The organism is Streptomyces sp. GD-15H, from assembly GCF_045291515.1.
Lineage (GTDB): Bacteria > Actinomycetota > Actinomycetes > Streptomycetales > Streptomycetaceae > Streptomyces.
The window spans coordinates 6,412,973-6,431,175 of record NZ_CP149447.1 but is presented as its reverse complement, the minus strand read 5'-3'; the positions used below and the strand labels follow the sequence as shown (position 1 = coordinate 6,431,175).

Here is an 18,203-nt window from a genome sequence, read left to right as displayed (position 1 = left end):
TACCGGGGTGTCAGCCGCGGCCGGGCCGCAGCGCCGGGTGCTCGCCCGCCGCCACCAGGTCGGCGACCGCCGTCTTCGGGTCGCGGCCGGTGACCAGGGACTCGCCGACCAGGACGGCGTCGGCGCCGGCGTTGGCGTAGGCGATCAGGTCGTGCGGGCCGCGGACGCCGGACTCGGCGACCTTGACGAGGTGGTCCGGGAGCTCGGGGGCGATCCGCTCGAAGGTGCCGCGGTCGACCTCGAGGGTCTTGAGGTTGCGCGCGTTGATGCCGATGACCTTGGCGCCCGCGTCGATCGCGCGCTCGGCCTCCTCCTCGTCGTGCGCCTCGACGAGCGGGGTGAGCCCGATGGACTCGGCGCGCTCGATCAGCGACTCCAGGGCCGGCTGGTCGAGGGCGGCGACGATGAGCAGCGCGAGGTCGGCGCCGTGCGCCCGCGCCTCCCAGAGCTGGTACGAGGTGACGATGAAGTCCTTGCGCAGGATGGGGATGTCCACGCGCGCGCGGACGGCCTCCAGGTCGGCGAGGGAACCGCCGAAGCGGCGCGTCTCGGTGAGGACGGAGATGACGGCCGCGCCACCCGCCTCGTAGTCGGCGGCGAGTCCGGCCGGGTCGGCGATCGCGGCGAGCGCGCCCTTGGACGGGCTGGAGCGCTTGACCTCGCAGATCACCTTGACGCCCTCGCCCCGCAGGGCGGCCACGCCGTCCTTGGCCGCGGGGGCCTTGGCCACGCGCTCCTTGAGCTCGTCGAGGCTCACGCGCGCCTGCCGCTCCGCGAGGTCGGCACGGACTCCGTCGATGATCTCGTCGAGCACACTCACGCGAGAGGCCCCCTTCCAGACGGTCCGTCTTCAGTGCGTTCGTTTCCGTCCCGGGGCGCCCCGCCCTCATGGTCGGGTCGCCGGACGAAACCGGTGGTCACTGCGATGGTATCCGCAGCGGGGCGTACCCCTCGCATCCGGTGGACGGCGGTCCCACTAGCTGGACGTTCACCAGTTGATCAAGGGTGTAGCCAGCCACCGAACGGCAGGTTCCGGACAACCGTGAAGACCAGCACCAGCGCCCCCAGGGACCACAGGAGTACGGGTGGGGGGTCGATGCGCAGGGGCTTGCCGCGCGCCGCGCAGACCACCCATGCGGTCCAGAGCACGGCGAGGGCCGCATAGCCGAGGACGGCGGGCGCGTTGGCCTGGAGGGCCGCCAGGAGGTCGCCGTGGACGACGGCGTGCGCGCTGCGCAGCCCGCCGCAGCCGGGGCAGTACAGGCCGGTGAAGCGCAGCAGCGGGCAGGCGGGGTAGTGGCCGGGTTCGTTGGGGTCCACCGCCCCGACGTAGGCGAAGGCTCCGGCGACAGCGGCGATCGCCCCGGCGGGGAGGGCCAGTCGTGCGGCCCTGCCGCGGGGCGCACAGGACGCACGGGGCGTACGGGGGCTGACGGCGTTCACAGGGTGCATTGTGCCCCGCGCGCACGCGTCAGGGGCGGTTGCGGCACCCGTGTGCCGGCCGCCCCGTCCGGAGTGCTCCCGGCGTTCAGCTCTCGGCGCGGGCCGGTCGCGGTCGCCGGTGGCCTGGTTCAGGGGGTGGACGTGCTCCGGCTTGCCCATGCCCATCTTGCTCATGATCCCGCCGATGGCACCGCCGAGCAGCACGACGCCCATGCCGGCCCAGAAGCCGACCGGCGAGTTCATCACCATGAACATGCTCGCGACGCAGAAACCGATGAAGGCGATGATGACACCGGTCCAGGCGGCCGGGGTGTGACCGTGGCTGCTGCCCGCCATTGCTTGCTCCTCGTTGCTGTGTACTTGTCTGAGCAGGACGCTCAGGCTCATTGTCCCGCACCCGCGTGCGCGCCGTCAGCGGGGGTGCTCCCCCGCGCGGCGAACACGCTTCCCGGCGCTCGGCCGGGCCACGGTGCGGCCCGGTTCAGGTCCCGGTCGGGTCCTCACCGCGGTCGAGGGCCTTCCACAGTTCCTCGGGCCGGTCGGGGTCGGCGGCGGCCGCGCGGCGCGGCCGGGGGGCGCCGCCGCGCTCGTAGCGGCCGGACATCGCGGGCCACAGCCGGCCGTAGCGCAGGGCGAGCGCGCCGGCCAGCAGGAGCAGCAGGCCGCCCGCGGCCGCGACGTAGGGCCAGGCCGTGTGGCTGAGGGCCTCCACCGTGGCGGAGGTGTCGCCGGAGACCTCGGCGGCCTTGTCGTCGAGCGCGGAGCTGTCGGAGGCGCCGAGCAGGGCGGCCGTGACGGTACCCGCCCCGGACAGGGCGAGCAGCGCGGCGACGGCGAGGCGGCCGGCCCGGCGGACGGCGAAGACGGCGACGAGCGCGGCCAGGCCCACCACGGCGAGGGCGGCGGGGACGCCGGTGACGTCGCTGCCGTTGGCGGTCAGGGGAAAGGCGCTGCCGGCCACCGTAGCGGTGCCCTGGGACCACTGCTGCCGGGTGGCGAGCAGGGCCACGGCCGCGCCCAGGGCCCCGCACAGCAGGGCGACGGCGAGACTGAGGCGGCCGGCACGGGCGGGACCGGCGGTCTCGGGACGGGGGGAGGTACAGCAGTCACGTACTCCACTATCGCGTGACCCGTGCGCGAACCGTCACCCGGGGCTCCTCTCGGGTCCCTCTCACACCGTGCCCAGTCGGTTCGCCGTGTGCACGGCTCGCAGCACCGCGGCCGCCTTGTTGCGGCACTCGATGTCCTCGGCCACCGGGTCGGAGTCGGCGACGATTCCGGCGCCCGCCTGGACGTACGCGGTGCCCCCGCGCAGCAGCGCGGTGCGGATGGCGATGGCGGTGTCGGAGTCGCCCGCGAAGTCCAGGTAGCCGACGCAGCCGCCGTACAGCCCGCGCCGGGACGGCTCGAGTTCGTCGATGATCTGCATGGCTCGGGGCTTGGGTGCCCCGGAGAGGGTGCCGGCCGGGAAGCAGGCGGTGAGCACGTCGAAGGCGGAACGGCCGGCCGCGACCCGGCCGGTGACCGTCGAGACGATGTGCATGACGTGCGAGTACCGCTCGACGGACATGAAGTCGACGACCTCGACGGAACCGGGCTCGCAGACCCGTCCGAGGTCGTTGCGGCCCAGGTCGACGAGCATGAGGTGCTCGGCGCGCTCCTTGGGGTCGGCGAGCAGTTCCTCCGCGAGGGCCTGGTCCTCCTGCGGGGTGGCGCCGCGGGGCCGGGTGCCGGCGATGGGGTGGACCATCGCCTGCCCGTCGTCGACCTTCACGAGTGCTTCGGGGGACGATCCGACGACGTCGAAGTCGTCGAACCGGAACAGATACATGTAGGGCGACGGGTTGGTGGCCCGCAGCACCCGGTAGACGTCCAGGGCACTCGCCGTGCACGGGGTCTCGAACCGCTGGGAGGGGACGACCTGGAAGGCCTCTCCCGCGCGGATGCGTTCCTTGATGTCCTCGACGGCCGCGCGGAAGTCGGGGCCGCCCCACAGCGCGGTGTGCTCGGGGAGTTCGGAGGGCGGGAGGACGGTCGGGGGCTGGGCCACCGCGCGGGTGAGGTCGGCCTCCATGGCGTCCAGGCGGGCCACGGCGTCGGCGTGGGCCTCGTCGACTCCGGTGTCCAGGTCGTTGTGGTTGATCGCGTTGGCGATCAGCCAGACGGAGCCCTCCCAGTGGTCCATGACGGCGAGGTCGCTGGTGAGCAGCATGGTCAGTTCGGGCAGTCGCAGATCGTCCCGTTCGCCGGGGCCGATCTTCTCCAGCCTGCGTACGACGTCGTAGCCGAGGTAGCCGACCATGCCGCCGGTGAAGGGCGGCAGACCGAGGTCGTGGGCGAGGTCGCGCGGGGTGTGCAGGGTCTCGAGCGTGGCGCGCAGCGCGGTGAGCGGGTCGCCCTCGGTCGGCACTCCGACGGGTGGGGTGCCCTCCCAGTACGCCTGCCCGGCGCGCTCGGTGAGGGTGGCGGCGCTACGGACGCCGACGAAGGAGTACCGGGACCAGGAACCTCCTCCCCCACTGCTGAACGCGTGGGCGGTGCCCCCGTCCGCGGACTCGAGCAGGAAGGTTCCGGGGCGCTCGGCGGCGAGCTTGCGGTAGAGGCCGACAGGGGTGTCGCCGTCGGCGAGGAGCTTGCGGGTGACCGGGATGACCCGGCGGTCGGTGGCGAGCTTGCGGAACGTCTCGAGGTCCATGCCGGCCGACCTTACTGATCCGAGACGGGCACGCCGGCACCGGCGCCGTCCGAGCGGATGTCCGTGAGCAGCACGTCGGCGTCGAAGCAGGTGCGGGCGCCGGTGTGACAGGCGGCACCGACCTGGTCGACCTTGACCAGGAGGGTGTCGGCGTCGCAGTCCAGGGCGACGGACTTCACGCGCTGGACGTGTCCGGAGGTGTCCCCTTTGACCCAGTACTCCTGGCGGCTGCGCGACCAGTAGGTGCAGCGGCCGGTGGTCAGCGTGCGATGCAGCGCCTCGTCGTCCATCCAGCCCAGCATCAGCACCTCCTGGGTGTCGTACTGCTGGGCGATGGCGGGCAGGAGGCCGTCGGGGCTGCGCTTGAGCCGTGCGGCGATCTGCGGGTCGAGGCGGCTGGTCCGGGACGTGCTGGTCATGGGAACCATTGTGCCGCGCGGGACGGGTGCGCCCGGGTCCCGTCCACCGACTGGGAAGGCGGGCTGGTCGGGTGACGGGTGGGCGAAGGAACGGCGCGACGCGCCTCGATGAGGGGCGGGGGCCGGGTGACGGGTGGGCGAAGGAACGGCGCGACGCGCCTCGATGAGGGGCGGGGGCCGGGTGACGGGTGGGCGGACCGGGCGCATCACCGTAGGCTGACTACATGTCGACCCATGCCAAGCGTGAACGACTTCTCCTGGCCGATCTGCTGGAGACGGTGGGCCCGGAGGCCCCCACTCTCTGCGAGGGCTGGCGCGCCCGTGACCTCGCCGCGCACGTGGTGGTGCGCGAGCGCCGCCCCGACGCCGCCGGCGGGATGCTGGTCAAGCAGCTCGCGCCGCGTCTGGAGCGGGTGATGGCGGAGTTCACCGCCAAGCCGTACGAGGAGCTGATCCAGCTGCTCCGTACCGGCCCGCCGCGCTTCTCCCCCTTCAACCTCAAGCAGGTCGACGAGCTGTCGAACATCGTCGAGTTCTACGTCCATACGGAGGACCTGCGCCGTGCCCAGCCCGACTGGACGCCGCGTGAGCTGGACCCGGTGTTCCAGGACGCTCTGTGGTCCCGGCTGGAGCGCAGCGCCCGGCTGATGGGCCGCGGCGTCCCCACGGGCCTGGTGCTGCGCCGCCCGGACGGCCAGACCGTGGTGGCCCGCCGCGGCACGCCCGTGGTCACGGTGACCGGCGAGCCGTCGGAGCTGGTGCTGTTCGCCTACGGGCGGCACGGCGCCGCCAAGGTCGACGTGGAGGGCGACGCGGACGCGATCGCGAAGCTGAGCGAGTCCAAGCAGCTCGATATCTGAGACCTCGTTCACCTGGGAGATCTGGTAGATCTGAGGCACCTGAGAGATCGGAAGAAGAAGTCCCATGATCAAGGTCGCCATGACCAGCGTGTATGTCGACGACGTCGCGAAGGCGCACGCGTTCTACACCGATGTCCTCGGCTTCGAGACCCGTACCCGGATGGACCTGGGCGGCGGCACACTGTTCATCACGGTCGGGGCTCCCGAGGGGGCCCAGCGGGACCTGGAGCTGTTGCTGGAGCCCGGCCAGGGGCCCATCGCGGAGCCGTACCGCAGGGCGGTGCGTGAGGCGGGCCTGCCCGCCATGGTGTTCTCCGTGGCGGACCTCCGCGCGGAGTACGAGCGGCTGCGCGGCGAGGGCGTGATCTTCGTTCAGGAGCCGCAGGAGCAGGGCCCGGTCGTCACCGCCCTCCTGGACGACACGGTGGGCAACCTGGTCCAGCTCTCCCAGCCCAAGGACTGAGCGCCGGGCGGCGCATGCGTCGCCCGGCAGGCAGTGGCCCCGGCCGTCTCGAGACGGCCGGGGCCACTGCCTGCCGGGTGGGGCGTCACCGTACCGGGTGGCCCGCTTCCCGGAGGGTCTGCTTCACCTGGCCGATGCGCAGGTCGCCGAAGTGGAACACCGAGGCGGCGAGGACCGCGTCGGCGCCTGCGGCGACCGCGGGCGGGAAGTCGGCGAGGCCAGGCGCCGCCCGAGGCGATCACCGGGACGGTGACGTGCTTGCGGACGGCGGCGATCATCTCCAGGTCGTAGCCGTCCTTGGTGCCGTCCGCGTCCATGGAGTTGAGCAGGATCTCGCCCGCGCCCAGCTCCGCGGCCCGGTGGGCCCACTCCACGGCGTCGATGCCGGTGCCCCGGCGGCCGCCGTGCGTGGTGACCTCGAAGGAACCGCCGGACTCGGTGCGGCGGGCGTCGACCGACAGGACGAGGACCTGGCGGCCGAAGCGTTCGGCGATCTCCCGGATGAGGTCCGGGCGGGCGATCGCCGCGGTGTTGACGCCGACCTTGTCGGCGCCCGCCCGCAGCAGCTTGTCCACGTCCTCGGTGGTGCGGACGCCGCCGCCCACGGTCAGCGGGATGAACACCTGCTCGGCGGTGCGGCGCACCACGTCGTAGGTCGTCTCGCGGTTGCCCGACGAGGCGGTGATGTCCAGGAACGTCAGTTCGTCGGCGCCCTCGGTGTCGTACACCTTGGCCATCTCGACGGGGTCGCCCGCGTCGCGCAGGTTCTGGAAGTTGACGCCCTTGACGACCCGGCCGCCGTCCACGTCCAGGCAGGGGATGACTCGGACCGCCAGGGTCATGAATCGTGCTCCTCTATGTCCGCCGAGTGCCTCTGGTGTCCTCGGAATGCTTCGATTTCGATCGACACCAGTACGCGCGAGTCCATGAAGCCCTCCACCACCAGGAGGCTGGTCACCGGGCGCACCGGGTCGAACAGCTCTTTGTGGGCGCGGCCCACCGCGTCGATGTCCCGCGAGTGCGTGAGGTGCACGCGCGTGCGGATCACGGAGTCGACGCCGAGTCCGAACTCGGCGATCGCCTCCAGAGCGGCGCCGAAGGCGATCCTGGCCTGCTCGTACGGGTCGCCCTCCCCGTACAGCACGTCGCCCTTGAACGCGGTGGTGCCGCCCACCAGGACGCGGTCGCCCGCCGCGACGGCGCGTGCGCAGCCGAAGGAGTCCTCCCAGGGGCTCTCGCCCCGCACGCGCCGTACGGCTTCGGCTGTCATCGCACTGTGCCCTTTTTCAAGATGTGGCCTCCAGGGCCTCTTCCAGGGTGAACGCCTTCGCGTACAGGGCCTTGCCCACGATGGAGCCCTCGACGCCGAGCGGGACGAGCTCGGCGATGGCCCGCAGGTCGTCCAGCGACGACACACCGCCGGAGGCCACCACGGGGCGGTCGGTGACGGCGCAGACGTTCTTCAGCAGCTCCAGGTTCGGGCCCTGGAGGGTGCCGTCCTTGGCGATGTCGGTGACGACGTACCGCGCGCAGCCCTCCTTGTCGAGGCGCTCCAGCGTCTCGTAGAGGTCGCCGCCGTCCCGGGTCCAGCCGCGTCCGCGGAGGGTGGTGCCGCGTACGTCGAGACCGACGGCGATCTTGTCGCCGTATTCGGCGATGACCTTGGCGACCCACTCGGGGCTCTCCAGGGCGGCGGTGCCGAGGTTCACGCGCGTGCAGCCGGTGGCCAGGGCGGCGGCCAGGGAGGCGTCGTCGCGGATGCCGCCGGACAGTTCCACCTTGATGTCCATCGCGCGGGCGACCTCGGCGATCAGCTCGCGGTTGTCGCCGGTACCGAACGCGGCGTCCAGGTCGACCAGGTGCAGCCACTCGGCGCCCGAGCGCTGCCAGGCGAGCGCTGCCTCCAGGGGGGATCCGTAGGAGGTCTCGGTGCCGGACTCGCCGTGCACGAGGCGGACGGCCTGGCCGTCGCGGACGTCGACGGCGGGGAGGAGTTCGAGCTTGGCCATGTCGCTACAGGGTTCCGATCCAGTTGGTGAGGAGCTGGGCTCCGGCGTCGCCGGACTTCTCGGGGTGGAACTGCGTCGCCCACAGGGCACCGTTCTCCACCGCGGCGACGAACGGCTTGCCGTGCGTGGACCAGGTGACCTTGGGCGCCCGCATCACCGGGTTGTCCACGTGGAGGGTCCAGTCGTGGACGGCGTAGGAGTGCACGAAGTAGAAGCGGGCGTCCGTGTCCAGGCCTGCGAACAACTCGGAGCCGGCCGCCACGTCCACGGTGTTCCACCCCATGTGGGGCACGATGTCGGCCCGCAGCGGCTCGACCGAGCCGGGCCACTCGTCCATGCCCTCGGTCTCGACGCCGTGCTCGATGCCCCGCGCGAACAGGATCTGCATGCCGACGCAGATGCCCATCACGGGCCGGCCGCCGGACAGCCGGCGGTCGATGATCCAGTCGCCTCTGGCCTCCCTGAGGCCCTTCATGCAGGCGGCGAAGGCGCCGACGCCCGGGACGAGCAGGCCGTCGGCGTCCATGGCCGTGTCGAAGTCGCGGGTGATCTCCACGTCGGCGCCCGCGCGCGCGAGGGCGCGTTCCGCGGAGCGGACGTTGCCGAAGCCGTAGTCGAAGACCACGACCCTCTTGGTGGCGCTCACGGTCACACCTCCAGCCGGAGGATGCCGGCGGTGAGGCACATCGCGGCGCCGATCGCGAGCACCACGACGACACCCTTGGGCATCTTCTGCTTGACGAACGAGACGACCCCGCCGACGAAGAACAGGCCGACGACGATCAGGGCGGTGGACAGGCCGTTCATGCCTACAGGGCGCCCTTCGTGGAGGGCACGATGCCCGCCGCGCGGGGGTCGCGTTCGGACGCGTACCGCAGGGCTCGGGCCAGCGCCTTGAACTGGCACTCCACGATGTGGTGCGCGTTGCGCCCGTACGGCACGTGCACGTGCAGGGCGACCTGGGCCTGGGCGACGAAGGACTCCAGGATGTGCCGGGTCATCGTGGTGTCGTACTCGCCGATCATCGGCGCCATCTTCTCGGGCTCGGTGTGCACGAGGTAGGGGCGGCCGGACAGGTCGACGGTGACCTGGGCGAGGGACTCGTCCAGGGGGACCGTGCAGTTGCCGAAGCGGTAGATGCCCACCTTGTCGCCGAGCGCCTGCTTGAAAGCGGCTCCGAGGGCGAGGGCGGTGTCCTCGATGGTGTGGTGGGAGTCGATGTGCAGGTCGCCCTCGGTCTTCACGGTCAGGTCGAACAGACCGTGCCGGCCGATTTGGTCGAGCATGTGGTCGTAGAAACCGACCCCGGTGGAGATCTCCGTCTTTCCGGTGCCGTCGAGGTCGATCTCGACGAGGACCGACGTCTCCTTCGTCGTCCGCTGCACGCGTCCTACGCGGCTCATGCGCTCTGCTCCTTCGGGGTGTGGGGGTGGCCCCCACGTAACTGACCAGTTCACGGACCGCGTCGAGGAACGCGTCGTTCTCGGCCGGGGTGCCCGCGGTGACCCGCAGCCATCCCGGTACGCCGTTGTCCCGGACCAGGACGCCCCGGTCGAGGATCTTCTGCCAGACCACGTGGGCGTCCGCGAACGTGCCGAACTGGACGAAGTTCGCGTCGGACGCGGTCACGTCGTAGCCGAGGTCACGCAGTTCGGTGACCAGCCGGTCCCGCTCCCGCTTCAGCTGCTCGACGTACTTCAGCAGCGTATCGGTGTGCTCCAGGGCGGCCAGCGCGGTCGCCTGGGTGACCGCCGACAGGTGGTAGGGCAGCCGGACGAGCTGCACGGCGTCCACGACCGCAGGATGCGCGGCGAGGTAGCCGAGACGCAGGCCGGCCGCGCCGAACGCCTTCGACATGGTGCGGGAGACGACGAGGTTCGGGCGTCCCGCGAGCAACGGCAGCAGGGAGTCGCCGTGGCTGAACTCGATGTACGCCTCGTCCACGACCACCATCGACGGCTTGGCCGCCTGGGCGGCCTCGTACAGCGCGAGGACCGTCTCGGCCGGGACCGCGTTGCCGGTGGGGTTGTTGGGGGTGGTGACGAAGACGACGTCCGGGCGGTGCTCGGCGATCGCCTTCTCGGCGGCGGGCACGTCGATGGTGAAGTCCTCGCCCCGGGGACCGGAGATCCAGCCGGTGCCGGTGCCGCGCGCGATGAGTCCGTGCATCGAGTACGACGGCTCGAAGCCGATCGCACTGCGGCCCGGTCCGCCGAAGGTCTGCAGCAGTTGCTGGATGACCTCGTTGGAGCCGTTGGCCGCCCAGACGTTCCGGGCGCCGACGGGGTGCGAGCCGGTCTTCGTGAGGTACTCGGCCAGCCTGGTGCGCAGCTCGACCGCGTCCCGGTCGGGATAGCGGTTGAGGTGCCGGGCGGCCACACGGACCCGCTCGGCGATCCGCTCGACGAGCGGTTCGGGCAGCGGGTAGGGGTTCTCGTTGGTGTTCAGCCGTACGGGGACGTCCAGCTGGGGCGCGCCGTAGGGGGACTTGCCGCGCAGCTCGTCCCGTACGGGGAGATCGTCGAGGGTGACGTTCGTGTCGTTCACTTGCTCTCGGGCACCTTCCAGCCGAACCTCGCCTTGATCGCCGCGCCGTGCGCGGGCAGGTCCTCCGCCTCGGCCAGCGTGACCACGTGGTGCGCGACGTCGGCCAGCGCGTCCTCGGTGTAGTCGACGATGTGGATGCCGCGCAGGAAGGACTGGACGGACAGGCCCGACGAGTGACAGGCACAGCCGCCGGTGGGCAGGACGTGGTTGGAGCCGGCCGCGTAGTCGCCCAGGGAGACGGGGGACCAGGGGCCGACGAAGATCGCGCCGGCGTTGCGCACCCGGTCGGCGAGCGCGGCGGCGTCGGCGGTCTGGATCTCCAGGTGCTCGGCGCCGTAGGCGTCGACCACGCGCAGGCCCTCGTCGAGGCCCTCGACCAGCACGATCGCGGACTGCCTGCCGGCGAGCGCGGGGGCGATCCGGTCCTCGACGTGCCTGGTGGCCGCGACCTGGGGCGCCAGTTCCTTCTCCACGGCGTCCGCGAGGTCCGCGGAGTCGGTGACGAGGACGGCGGCGGCCAGCGGGTCGTGCTCGGCCTGGCTGATCAGGTCGGAGGCGACGTGCACCGGGTCGGCCGTGGCGTCGGCGAGGATCGCGATCTCGGTCGGGCCGGCCTCGGCGTCGATGCCGATGCGGCCGGTGAAGTAGCGCTTGGCGGCGGCGACCCAGATGTTGCCGGGGCCGGTGACCATGGTGGCGGGTGGGCAGGACTCGGTGCCGTAGGCGAACATCGCGACGGCGGTGGCACCGCCCGCGGCGTACACCTCGTCGACGCCGAGCAGCGCGCACGCGGCGAGGATCGTCGGGTGCGGCAGGCCGCCGAACTCCTTCTGGGGTGGCGAGGCCAGCGCGATCGACTCGACGCCGGCCTCCTGGGCCGGGACGGCGTTCATGATCACGGAGGACGGGTAGACGGACCGACCGCCGGGCGCGTACAGGCCCACGCGGTTGACGGGCACCCACTTCTCGGTGACCGTGCCGCCGGGCACGACCTGAGTGGTGTGGCTGGTGCGGCGCTGTGCGCGGTGGACGAGGCGGGCGCGGCGGATGGACTCCTCGAGGGCCGCGCGCACGGCCGGGTCCAGCTGTTCCAGCGCGTCGGTGAGGGCCCGCGCCGGTACCCGGACGGATTCCAGCCGCACGCCGTCGAACCGTTCGGCGGAGTCGATCAGCGCCGCGTCGCCCCGATGATGCACGTCCTCGCAGAGGGGCCGCACCTTCTCCAGGGCGGCCGCGACGTCGAAGTCGGCTCGGGGCAGCAGGGCACGCAGGGCGGGGCCCTCGGGGAGGGCGTCGCCGCGCAGATCGATTCGGGAGATCACGTGCTCAATTCTCTCAGACCCGCGCCGGACGCCGTGCGGGCGTTCCAGTGGCTGATACGGATTCCCCGCGGTGACGCTTCGTGAACATCGAGAAGATCCTTCTCACTTTCTGTGTTCGAGGGGTCACCCAGTGGGCATGAACTGTTGTACGAGTTGTACGAAGAGACGAACTCACCAGTATGCGAGGCAGGAGGGGAAGGACGTGACCGAGGGGGAGGGCCCGCGCGCCGGGGAGCCGCCGGACGGCCTCACCGCCGTGGAGGCAGGCATGTGGCAGGCCTTCCGCAACGGCGGTGTGTACGACCTGAGCAGCGGGGACAGCGTCGTCGACGATCCGCACGGAGGGCACCCGTGGGGGCCCGAGCGGACCGTGCGGGCCCGCGTCGTGTGCTGGCTCCTGCTGGACGGACCGCCCGCGCTGGCCGGCCGGGTCTCCTCGCTGAAGCTGGTCGGAGTGCGGATCAGCGGGGTGCTGGACCTCGCGGGCGGCACGGTGGCGCCGTACGTCGAGATGCGCGACTGCCGCTTCGAGCGGGACGTGCTGCTGCCGGAGGCCCGGTTCACGACGATGCGACTGGTGGGCTGCTCGGTGCCGCGTCTGGAGGCGGCCCGGCTGCACACGGAGGGCGATCTGCATCTGCCGCGCTGCCGGTTCCTGGGCGGCATACGGCTGACCGACGCCCAGATCGGTACGGATCTGCTGCTCAACCAGGCGGTCGTGCACCGCGACCGCAGCGGCCGCTCGATCGCCGCCGACGGCATGACCGTCGGTCAGGACCTCCAGGCCGAGCTGCTGGAGTCGCACGGCGAACTGAGCCTGCGCAGCGCGCAGATAGGTGTCTCGCTGAGTCTGCGTGGGGCCCTGCTGGACAACCCGTCCGCCCGGCTCGCACTGAACGCGCCCCAGCTGACCGTCGAGCGGTCGCTGTATCTGACGCCCGCCGGGGTCGGTTCCCAGGCGAGGAGCGGGATGACACCGGCGCGCGGGACGCGGATACAGCGGTTCGAGTGCCGGGGCGGGGTACGGCTGGACGACGGGCGGTTCGGTGACGCGGTCGACTTCGAGCGGGCCCGGTTCACCCTGACCGACGACCAGGAGCTGTCGCTGCGCCGGGTGCAGACGCCGGAGCTGCGGTTCCTCGGGGAGCGGCCGGCCCGTGGGCGGGTGACGCTGTCGGGAGCGCGGGTGGTCAATCTGGTGGACCGGGCGGACAGCTGGCCGGGGCCCGGCCGGCTGCACATGGGCGGCTTCGCCTACGAGACCCTCGTGCCGCGCGGACCGTTCCCGCTGGTGGAGCGGCTGGAGTGGGTGGCCGCGGCGAGCGCCGAGTACACCCCGGAGCCGTACGAGCGGCTGGCCGCCGTGCTGCGGGCGGGCGGCGAGGACGAGGACGCCCGCGAGGTGCTGCTCGCCAAGCAGCGGAGGCGCCGCGAGAGCCTGCCGCCGGCGGCCAAGCTGTGGGGCTACGCGCAGGACTGGACGGTCGCCTACGGCTACCGGCCGGGGCGGGCCGCGGTGTGGATGGCGGTGTTGTGGGCGGGCGGCTCGCTGGCGTTCGCGCACGCGTACCATCCGCCCCTCAAGGACGGCGAGCATCCGGCGTGGAATCCCGCCCTTTTCGCCCTGGACCTGCTGCTGCCGGTGATCGACCTGGGCCAGGTGGGGTTCTGGCAGCTGCGCGGCGGCTGGCAGTGGCTCGCGGCGGCGTTCATCCTGCTGGGCTGGGTCCTCGCCACAACGGTGGCAGCGGGGGCCACCCGAACCCTGCGGCGCTTCTGACCGCCCTCTGCCCGGACCGATCCGCTCCGGAACGGACCGGACCCCACCCGGACACGCTCTGGAGCGGCCCCGGAGCAGCCCCCGGCAGCCCCAGGCCGGCCCGGCAACCCTGTGGCTGCTCCTGCGACACTCGGCGGCTCTGCGATCCCGGCCGCTTCGGCCCGGACCGGTCCCGGACGCGACGCGAAGCCGCCCGGCAGCCCCAGGCCGGCCCCGGCAGCCCTGGCTGCCCCAGCGGTCCCGACAATCCCCGACTGCCCCCGACTGCTCCCAGCGGGCCCGGCAACCCCCGCGCTCCTGGCGACCCCGGCAATCCTGGCGACCCCGCTGGCCCCGCTGGCCCCGCTGGCCCCAGAGCCTTTTTGCCCGGCCTTGACCGGGTGGCGTACAACCTTCTGTGACTTCCGTGAAGGGTCTGGCGCTGCTGTGACCTGCGGTCTTTCAATGGTCGACACCATGGCTCTGCTGCATGCGTTCACCCGTGCGTCCCGGGTGCGAGGAAAGACAGGCACCGCCTCGCCCCTCGCCCCCGTGCTGCCCGCCGACGACGAGGTGCTCCTCGACGCGCCCGACGAGGCGCTGGGTCCGGCAATGGTCGGGGCCGCCGCCGGCGACCCCGCGCCCGCCGCCGGACTGCTCGCCGCCACCCGGCGCGGCGGGGCCTGGGAGCACCGCGACCGGTATGTGCGCAAGCTCGCGGCCTTCGCGCGCTCGCGTCCCGAGTGGCTGGACACCTGGCGTGCCCTCGACCCGCAGGACCCCGACGGGCTGCTCGTGGACGCCCAGCGGGCGGTGCACCGCGCCTGGGACTCGCCGGCCCGCGCCGAAGCGCTGCGCGAGGTGAGCCCGCTGATCACGGCCGCCGCCCGGGCCGACCACCGCGACCCCGTGCCGTGGCGGCTCGCCCTGGACCACGCCCGCGGCGCACGCGCCGGACACCGGTACTTCCAGGAACTGTGGGAGGCGGCGGTCCGCCGCGCCCCGCACCACTACGGCTGCCATGTGGCGGCCCTGCACTACCTGGCGTCGTCCTGGCACGGCGCGCACCGCGAGTGCTTCGACTTCGCCGACCAGGCCGCGCAGGACGCACCGGACGGCTCGCTCACGCAGGCGCTGCCGCTGCGGGCGGCCTTCGGTTACCTCACCGACGGCCGCGGTCCCGAAGTACCGCGCGCTCGGCTCGAAGCGGCGGCCGACCGCGCCGCGTCCCTGTCCGCCCGGCTTCCGGCGGCCCACCCCGGCCGGCCGAGCTGCGCAACCTGCTGGCCTACGTCCTCCTGCGCCTGGAACGGTGGCCGGACGCCCTGGAGCAACTGCGCCTCACCGGCCCGTACGCCACCTCCTCGCCCTGGGACCGGGACGCGGACGATCCCCTCGGCCGGTTCCTGGAGGTGCGCCGGGGTGTGTGCGCGGCGGTGGCCGTCGGCCCCGCCGCCGCCCCCTCCGCCGCCTTCGCCACGGGCTCCGGGCATCCACGGAGTGAACGTGGCGGCCGGGTCCGCTTCGGCGACCATTAGGCTTTTGCGTCGTGACCACCGTCCGGCTTCCGCTCTTCCCCCTGAACTCGGTGCTGTTCCCGGGGCTCGTGCTTCCGCTCAACATCTTCGAGGAGCGCTATCGCGCCATGGTGCGCGAGCTTCTGAAGACCCCGGAGGACGAGCCGCGCCGGTTCGCCGTCGTGACGATCCGCGACGGCCACGAGGTCGCCCCGAGCGCCCCCGGCATGCCCGACCCGACGGCCGTACCCGAGCGGGGCCCGGCGGCGGGCTTCGGCCCGGACCCGCTGCGGGCCTTCCACAAGGTGGGCTGTGTGGCCGACACGGCAACGATCCGGGAGCGGCCCGACGGCACCTTCGAGGTGCTGGCGACGGGGACGACCCGGATGCGGCTGCTGTCGGTCGACGCCTCCGGGCCGTTCCTGACGGCCGAGCTGGAACCGGTGGCCGAGGAACCCGGCGAGGAGGCGGGGGCGCTCGCGGAGGGGGTCCTGCGGGCGTTCCGCCAGTACCAGAAGCGACTGGCGGGGGCGCGGGAGCGGTCGCTGGCGACCGGCGCGGAACTGCCGGACGAGCCAGGGGTGGTGTCGTATCTGGTCGCCGCCGCGATGATGCTCGACACGCCGACGAAGCAGCGTCTGCTGCAGGCACCGGACACGGCGTCCCGGCTCCGCGACGAGCTGAGACTCCTTCGCACGGAGACGGCCATCATCCGCAACCTGCCGTCGTTGCCGGCGGCGGAGCTGACCCGCGGCCCGACGAATCTCAACTGACGTACGACTGTGCCACCGCCCCGGACGAGGACAGCCGCAAAGGGCACATGGCCGGAGCCAGAGACAGGGACAGAGACAGGGGCGGGGATGGCGAAGAAGTCCAAGAAGCAGCAGCCGGGCGGTACGCCCGCGACGGTGGCGCTCACCGCGGCCGGGGTGCCGTTCACGGTCCACTCCTACGACCACGACCCCGCGCACCCGTCCTACGGCGAGGAGGCGGCCGAGGCGATGGGGGTCTCCCCGGACCGCGTCTTCAAGACGCTGGTGGCGGACGTCGACGGCGCGCTGACGGTGGCGGTGGTCCCGGTGGCGGGGCAGCTGGACCTGAAGGGCCTGGCGGCGGCGGTCGGCGGCAAGCGGGCCGCGATGGCCGACCCCGCCCTCGCGGAACGCACCACGGGTTACGTCCGCGGCGGCATCTCGCCCCTGGGCCAGCGCAAGAGGCTCCGTACAGTCCTGGACGACTCGGCCGGCCTGCACGAGACGATCTGCGTCTCGGCCGGCCGCCGCGGTCTGGAGGTCGAACTCGCCCCCGGCGACCTGGCCGAGCTGACCTCGGCGGTACTCGCCCCGATCGGGCGTGCCTGAGTCCTCGACGAGCCCCCGCTTCTTCGGTCAACCAGAAGAGGCATGTCGAAGAGAACCCGCACACGCAAGTGGCGCACCAGGAAGAGCCGCGCGAACCACGGCAGGCGCCCCGCCTGAACCCGGCCCCGCACGCCCCGCCCCGGCCCGCCGGGGAGCTACGCTCCCGGGGCTCCGCCGTCCGGCCACCGTGGAACGTGGGGGGCCGCCGGCGGACAGGGATCGGGGTCGCGGGGGCCGAAGAGCGCGGTCAGGCCCAGGTGGACGACCAGCCCGGCGAGCGGCCAGGCCAGCAGCGCTCCTTTGGCGCTCAGCTTCAGCGGCGCGTCGAACGTCGTCCCTTTGCCCACGTCCTTCGCGTGGGCGACGACGTCCTGCGCGGGCCCGAGCCACACCCCGAGCCGCCACGCCAGCAGCGCCCCGAGCAGCCCGCCGACCCCGAGCGCCACCACCAGCGGCACGCCCCCGCGCCGCCGCACGAGGAACACGGCGAGCGCGCTCACCGCGCCGAGCCCCAGGGCGAGCAGCGTGAACGTCCCGTCCACGCCGATGGCCTGCTCGCCCTCGGTGTCCTTGAGGTAGACGACCCAGTTGTCGCCCACGACGTCGCCCATCAGCGGCACGCGCGGCGCCAGCCACCACCACAGCACGCCGAGCAGCACCCCGCCGAGCGCCACCGCCACCGCGGTCACGGCGGCCTCGCGCAGTTCCGTCCTCATCCCGGGGCCGTCCTGTTCGTACCAGCCGTAGCCGGTGTGGCCACCGTGACCGGTGGACCCGGCGGGGCCGGGGCCGGTGGACCCGCCGGTGGACGCGGCGGCCACCTGGCCGGCGGACGGCGGCTGCCACGCGCCGTGCGGGGAATGTCCATGCGGAGGCGGCGGGGGTGTCAGAGGTGCGCTCACCCTGACATCGTGCCAGGCCCGGCTGTGCGCCGCGGCACCGGACGTGTCACCGAAGGCGTCACCGGACGGCGGCCCTGCGGTACGCCCAGGTCGCCACGGCCAGCGAGAGCACACCGACCACCCCGCACACGGCGAGGTCGCCCAGGACCAGGGCCCAGTCGGGATGCGGCGCGAAGGTCCGCGCGAGGGCCTCGACGCCGTACGTCGACGGCAGCAGGTCCCGGGCCAGGCGCACCGCCTCCGGCATCCGCTCCGCCGGCAGCACGCCCAGCAGCAGTGCCGCCGACATGCCCAGCTGGCCGAGGAGCGTGGCGAACTCGGCCCGCGGCGCGAGCAACCCCAGCGCGGCACCCAGCCCGGCGAGCGCGGCTCCCGAGAGCGGGATCACCGCGGCCAGCACCCACAGATGCGCCAGCGGCAGCCCGAACAGCACACATCCGAAGGCCGCGGTCACCACGGCCCCCGGCACGGTGAACGAGGCGTAGGCGCCGGCGGTCCCCAGCACCACCGCCGTCGGCGGGACGGGCAGCGTCGCGTAGTGGTCGAGGCCGCCGCCGGCCCGCAACTGCCCGAAGTACTGCGCGAGCAGGTTGAGCGCGACGAAGGCGACGACCAGGACGGACGATCCGGCGACCACCGCCCGCGCCTCACCGCCGCCGTCCACGACCCCGCGCATCAGGATCATGATCCCGATGGACTGGAAGGTCGCCACGAACAGCAGCGGGATCCGCGCCACCCGCGCCCGGGACAGCTGCGCCCGGTACACGGCCGCCAGCGAGGGCCACAGCCGCGCCCGCGGCCCGAGTACGGCCGGCTCCGGCGCGGCCTCCTCCACGGCCAGGGCGCCGCCCGGCAGGACATCGGCGGGTACGCTCACGTCGCGCTGCTCCCCTTCCAACGGAGGTT

At 72.9% G+C, this 18,203-nt stretch carries 17 protein-coding genes and 5 pseudogenes; 6 read left to right on the top strand and 16 right to left on the bottom strand.

The genetic code is table 11. The annotated features are described in order from the left end of the window. Positions 1-10: 10 nt before the first annotated feature. From trpC to hisI, 6 genes and pseudogenes are all read right to left on the bottom strand, one after another. Positions 11-820, bottom strand: coding sequence for an indole-3-glycerol phosphate synthase TrpC (gene trpC / locus WJ438_RS30355; RefSeq protein ID WP_406728052.1), 810 nt, complete (start codon positions 818-820; stop codon positions 11-13). A 179-nt stretch (positions 821-999) separates the two neighbouring features. Beyond that, complete coding sequence (locus WJ438_RS30350; protein ID WP_406729853.1) at positions 1,000-1,452, bottom strand: DUF2752 domain-containing protein; 453 nt, start codon at positions 1,450-1,452, stop codon at positions 1,000-1,002. A gap of 162 nt (positions 1,453-1,614) precedes the next feature. After that, positions 1,615-1,779: pseudogene (locus WJ438_RS30345) on the bottom strand (HGxxPAAW family protein); the annotation flags it as partial. 145 nt (positions 1,780-1,924) lie between these two features. Beyond that, positions 1,925-2,562 (bottom strand): annotated as a pseudogene (locus WJ438_RS30340) (TIGR02234 family membrane protein). Between the two features lie 52 nt (positions 2,563-2,614). Next, entirely contained in the window at positions 2,615-4,138 is a 1,524-nt protein-coding gene (locus WJ438_RS30335) for an anthranilate synthase component I (protein ID WP_406728051.1), read from the bottom strand. 11 nt (positions 4,139-4,149) lie between these two features. Then, positions 4,150-4,566: a phosphoribosyl-AMP cyclohydrolase gene (gene hisI, locus WJ438_RS30330; RefSeq protein ID WP_406728050.1), complete on the bottom strand. Its 417-nt coding sequence runs from the start codon at positions 4,564-4,566 to the stop codon at positions 4,150-4,152. A 215-nt stretch (positions 4,567-4,781) separates the two neighbouring features. Between hisI and WJ438_RS30325 the strand changes: the two genes are divergently transcribed. Both WJ438_RS30325 and WJ438_RS30320 read left to right on the top strand, forming a co-directional pair. Beyond that, positions 4,782-5,417: a TIGR03085 family metal-binding protein gene (locus WJ438_RS30325; protein WP_406728049.1), complete on the top strand. Its 636-nt coding sequence runs from the start codon at positions 4,782-4,784 to the stop codon at positions 5,415-5,417. A 64-nt stretch (positions 5,418-5,481) separates the two neighbouring features. Continuing rightward, positions 5,482-5,880, top strand: a complete 399-nt coding sequence (locus WJ438_RS30320) for a VOC family protein (protein ID WP_406728048.1) — start codon at positions 5,482-5,484, stop codon at positions 5,878-5,880. 85 nt (positions 5,881-5,965) lie between these two features. Here WJ438_RS30320 and hisF read toward each other — a convergent pair. From hisF to hisD, 8 genes and pseudogenes are all read right to left on the bottom strand, one after another. Next, positions 5,966-6,722: pseudogene (gene hisF / locus WJ438_RS30315) on the bottom strand (imidazole glycerol phosphate synthase subunit HisF). Beyond that, positions 6,719-7,150, bottom strand: a complete 432-nt coding sequence (locus WJ438_RS30310) for a Rid family hydrolase (RefSeq protein ID WP_406728047.1) — start codon at positions 7,148-7,150, stop codon at positions 6,719-6,721. Before WJ438_RS30310 ends, hisF begins: the two are co-directional and overlap by 4 nt. A 16-nt stretch (positions 7,151-7,166) precedes the next feature. Continuing rightward, a complete protein-coding gene (gene priA / locus WJ438_RS30305) occupies positions 7,167-7,889 on the bottom strand; it encodes a bifunctional 1-(5-phosphoribosyl)-5-((5-phosphoribosylamino)methylideneamino)imidazole-4-carboxamide isomerase/phosphoribosylanthranilate isomerase PriA (RefSeq protein WP_406728046.1) in 723 nt (240 codons plus the stop codon). Positions 7,890-7,893: 4 nt separating this feature from the next. Then, positions 7,894-8,535 (bottom strand): imidazole glycerol phosphate synthase subunit HisH, encoded by a 642-nt coding sequence (gene hisH / locus WJ438_RS30300; protein WP_406728045.1) that lies wholly within the window; start codon positions 8,533-8,535, stop codon positions 7,894-7,896. 2 nt (positions 8,536-8,537) lie between these two features. Continuing rightward, a complete protein-coding gene (locus WJ438_RS30295) occupies positions 8,538-8,696 on the bottom strand; it encodes a hypothetical protein (protein ID WP_406729985.1) in 159 nt (52 codons plus the stop codon). Between the two features lie 2 nt (positions 8,697-8,698). Next, positions 8,699-9,292: an imidazoleglycerol-phosphate dehydratase HisB gene (gene hisB / locus WJ438_RS30290; protein WP_406728044.1), complete on the bottom strand. Its 594-nt coding sequence runs from the start codon at positions 9,290-9,292 to the stop codon at positions 8,699-8,701. A 46-nt stretch (positions 9,293-9,338) separates the two neighbouring features. Next, positions 9,339-10,436, bottom strand: a pseudogene (locus WJ438_RS30285) (histidinol-phosphate transaminase); the annotation flags it as partial. Next, positions 10,433-11,758: a histidinol dehydrogenase gene (gene hisD / locus WJ438_RS30280; RefSeq protein WP_406728043.1), complete on the bottom strand. Its 1,326-nt coding sequence runs from the start codon at positions 11,756-11,758 to the stop codon at positions 10,433-10,435. The gene hisD and the pseudogene WJ438_RS30285, both read right to left, overlap by 4 nt. Before the next feature lie 202 nt (positions 11,759-11,960). Here hisD and WJ438_RS30275 point away from each other — a divergent pair, with 202 nt between their 5' ends. The 4 genes and pseudogenes from WJ438_RS30275 (at position 11,961) to ybaK (ending at position 16,395) form a co-directional block, all read left to right on the top strand. Next, positions 11,961-13,538 carry an oxidoreductase gene (locus tag WJ438_RS30275; protein ID WP_406728042.1) on the top strand — a complete coding sequence of 526 codons (1,578 nt, stop codon included), beginning with the start codon at positions 11,961-11,963 and terminating at the stop codon, positions 13,536-13,538. Between the two features lie 444 nt (positions 13,539-13,982). After that, positions 13,983-15,055 (top strand): annotated as a pseudogene (locus WJ438_RS30270) (hypothetical protein). A gap of 11 nt (positions 15,056-15,066) precedes the next feature. Then, a complete protein-coding gene (locus tag WJ438_RS30265; RefSeq protein WP_406728041.1) occupies positions 15,067-15,807 on the top strand; it encodes an LON peptidase substrate-binding domain-containing protein in 741 nt (246 codons plus the stop codon). A gap of 87 nt (positions 15,808-15,894) precedes the next feature. After that, the gene (ybaK, locus tag WJ438_RS30260; RefSeq protein ID WP_406728040.1) at positions 15,895-16,395 is read left to right on the top strand and encodes a Cys-tRNA(Pro) deacylase; all 501 of its coding nucleotides are present in this window, start codon (positions 15,895-15,897) and stop codon (positions 16,393-16,395) included. 155 nt (positions 16,396-16,550) lie between these two features. Here ybaK and WJ438_RS30255 read toward each other — a convergent pair whose 3' ends face one another. Beyond that, positions 16,551-17,297: an AAA family ATPase gene (locus tag WJ438_RS30255; protein ID WP_406728039.1), complete on the bottom strand. Its 747-nt coding sequence runs from the start codon at positions 17,295-17,297 to the stop codon at positions 16,551-16,553. 58 nt (positions 17,298-17,355) lie between these two features. Further along, a complete protein-coding gene (locus WJ438_RS30250) occupies positions 17,356-18,174 on the bottom strand; it encodes an ABC transporter permease (RefSeq protein ID WP_406728038.1) in 819 nt (272 codons plus the stop codon). Positions 18,175-18,203 lie beyond the last annotated feature (29 nt).

Bases quoted from the DNA above. Each gene is read 5' to 3' on its own strand.
- WJ438_RS30350 (WP_406729853.1), bottom strand. From the start codon at position 1,452: ATGCACCCTGTGAACGCCGTCAGCCCCCGTACGCCCCGTGCGTCCTGT.
- WJ438_RS30335 (WP_406728051.1), bottom strand. From the start codon at position 4,138: ATGGACCTCGAGACGTTCCGCAAGCTCGCCACCGACCGCCGGGTCATC.
- hisI (WP_406728050.1), bottom strand. From the start codon at position 4,566: ATGGTTCCCATGACCAGCACGTCCCGGACCAGCCGCCTCGACCCGCAG.
- WJ438_RS30325 (WP_406728049.1), top strand. From the start codon at position 4,782: ATGTCGACCCATGCCAAGCGTGAACGACTTCTCCTGGCCGATCTGCTG.
- WJ438_RS30320 (WP_406728048.1), top strand. From the start codon at position 5,482: ATGATCAAGGTCGCCATGACCAGCGTGTATGTCGACGACGTCGCGAAG.
- WJ438_RS30310 (WP_406728047.1), bottom strand. From the start codon at position 7,150: ATGACAGCCGAAGCCGTACGGCGCGTGCGGGGCGAGAGCCCCTGGGAG.
- priA (WP_406728046.1), bottom strand. From the start codon at position 7,889: ATGGCCAAGCTCGAACTCCTCCCCGCCGTCGACGTCCGCGACGGCCAG.
- WJ438_RS30295 (WP_406729985.1), bottom strand. From the start codon at position 8,696: ATGAACGGCCTGTCCACCGCCCTGATCGTCGTCGGCCTGTTCTTCGTC.
- hisB (WP_406728044.1), bottom strand. From the start codon at position 9,292: ATGAGCCGCGTAGGACGCGTGCAGCGGACGACGAAGGAGACGTCGGTC.
- ybaK (WP_406728040.1), top strand. From the start codon at position 15,895: ATGGCGAAGAAGTCCAAGAAGCAGCAGCCGGGCGGTACGCCCGCGACG.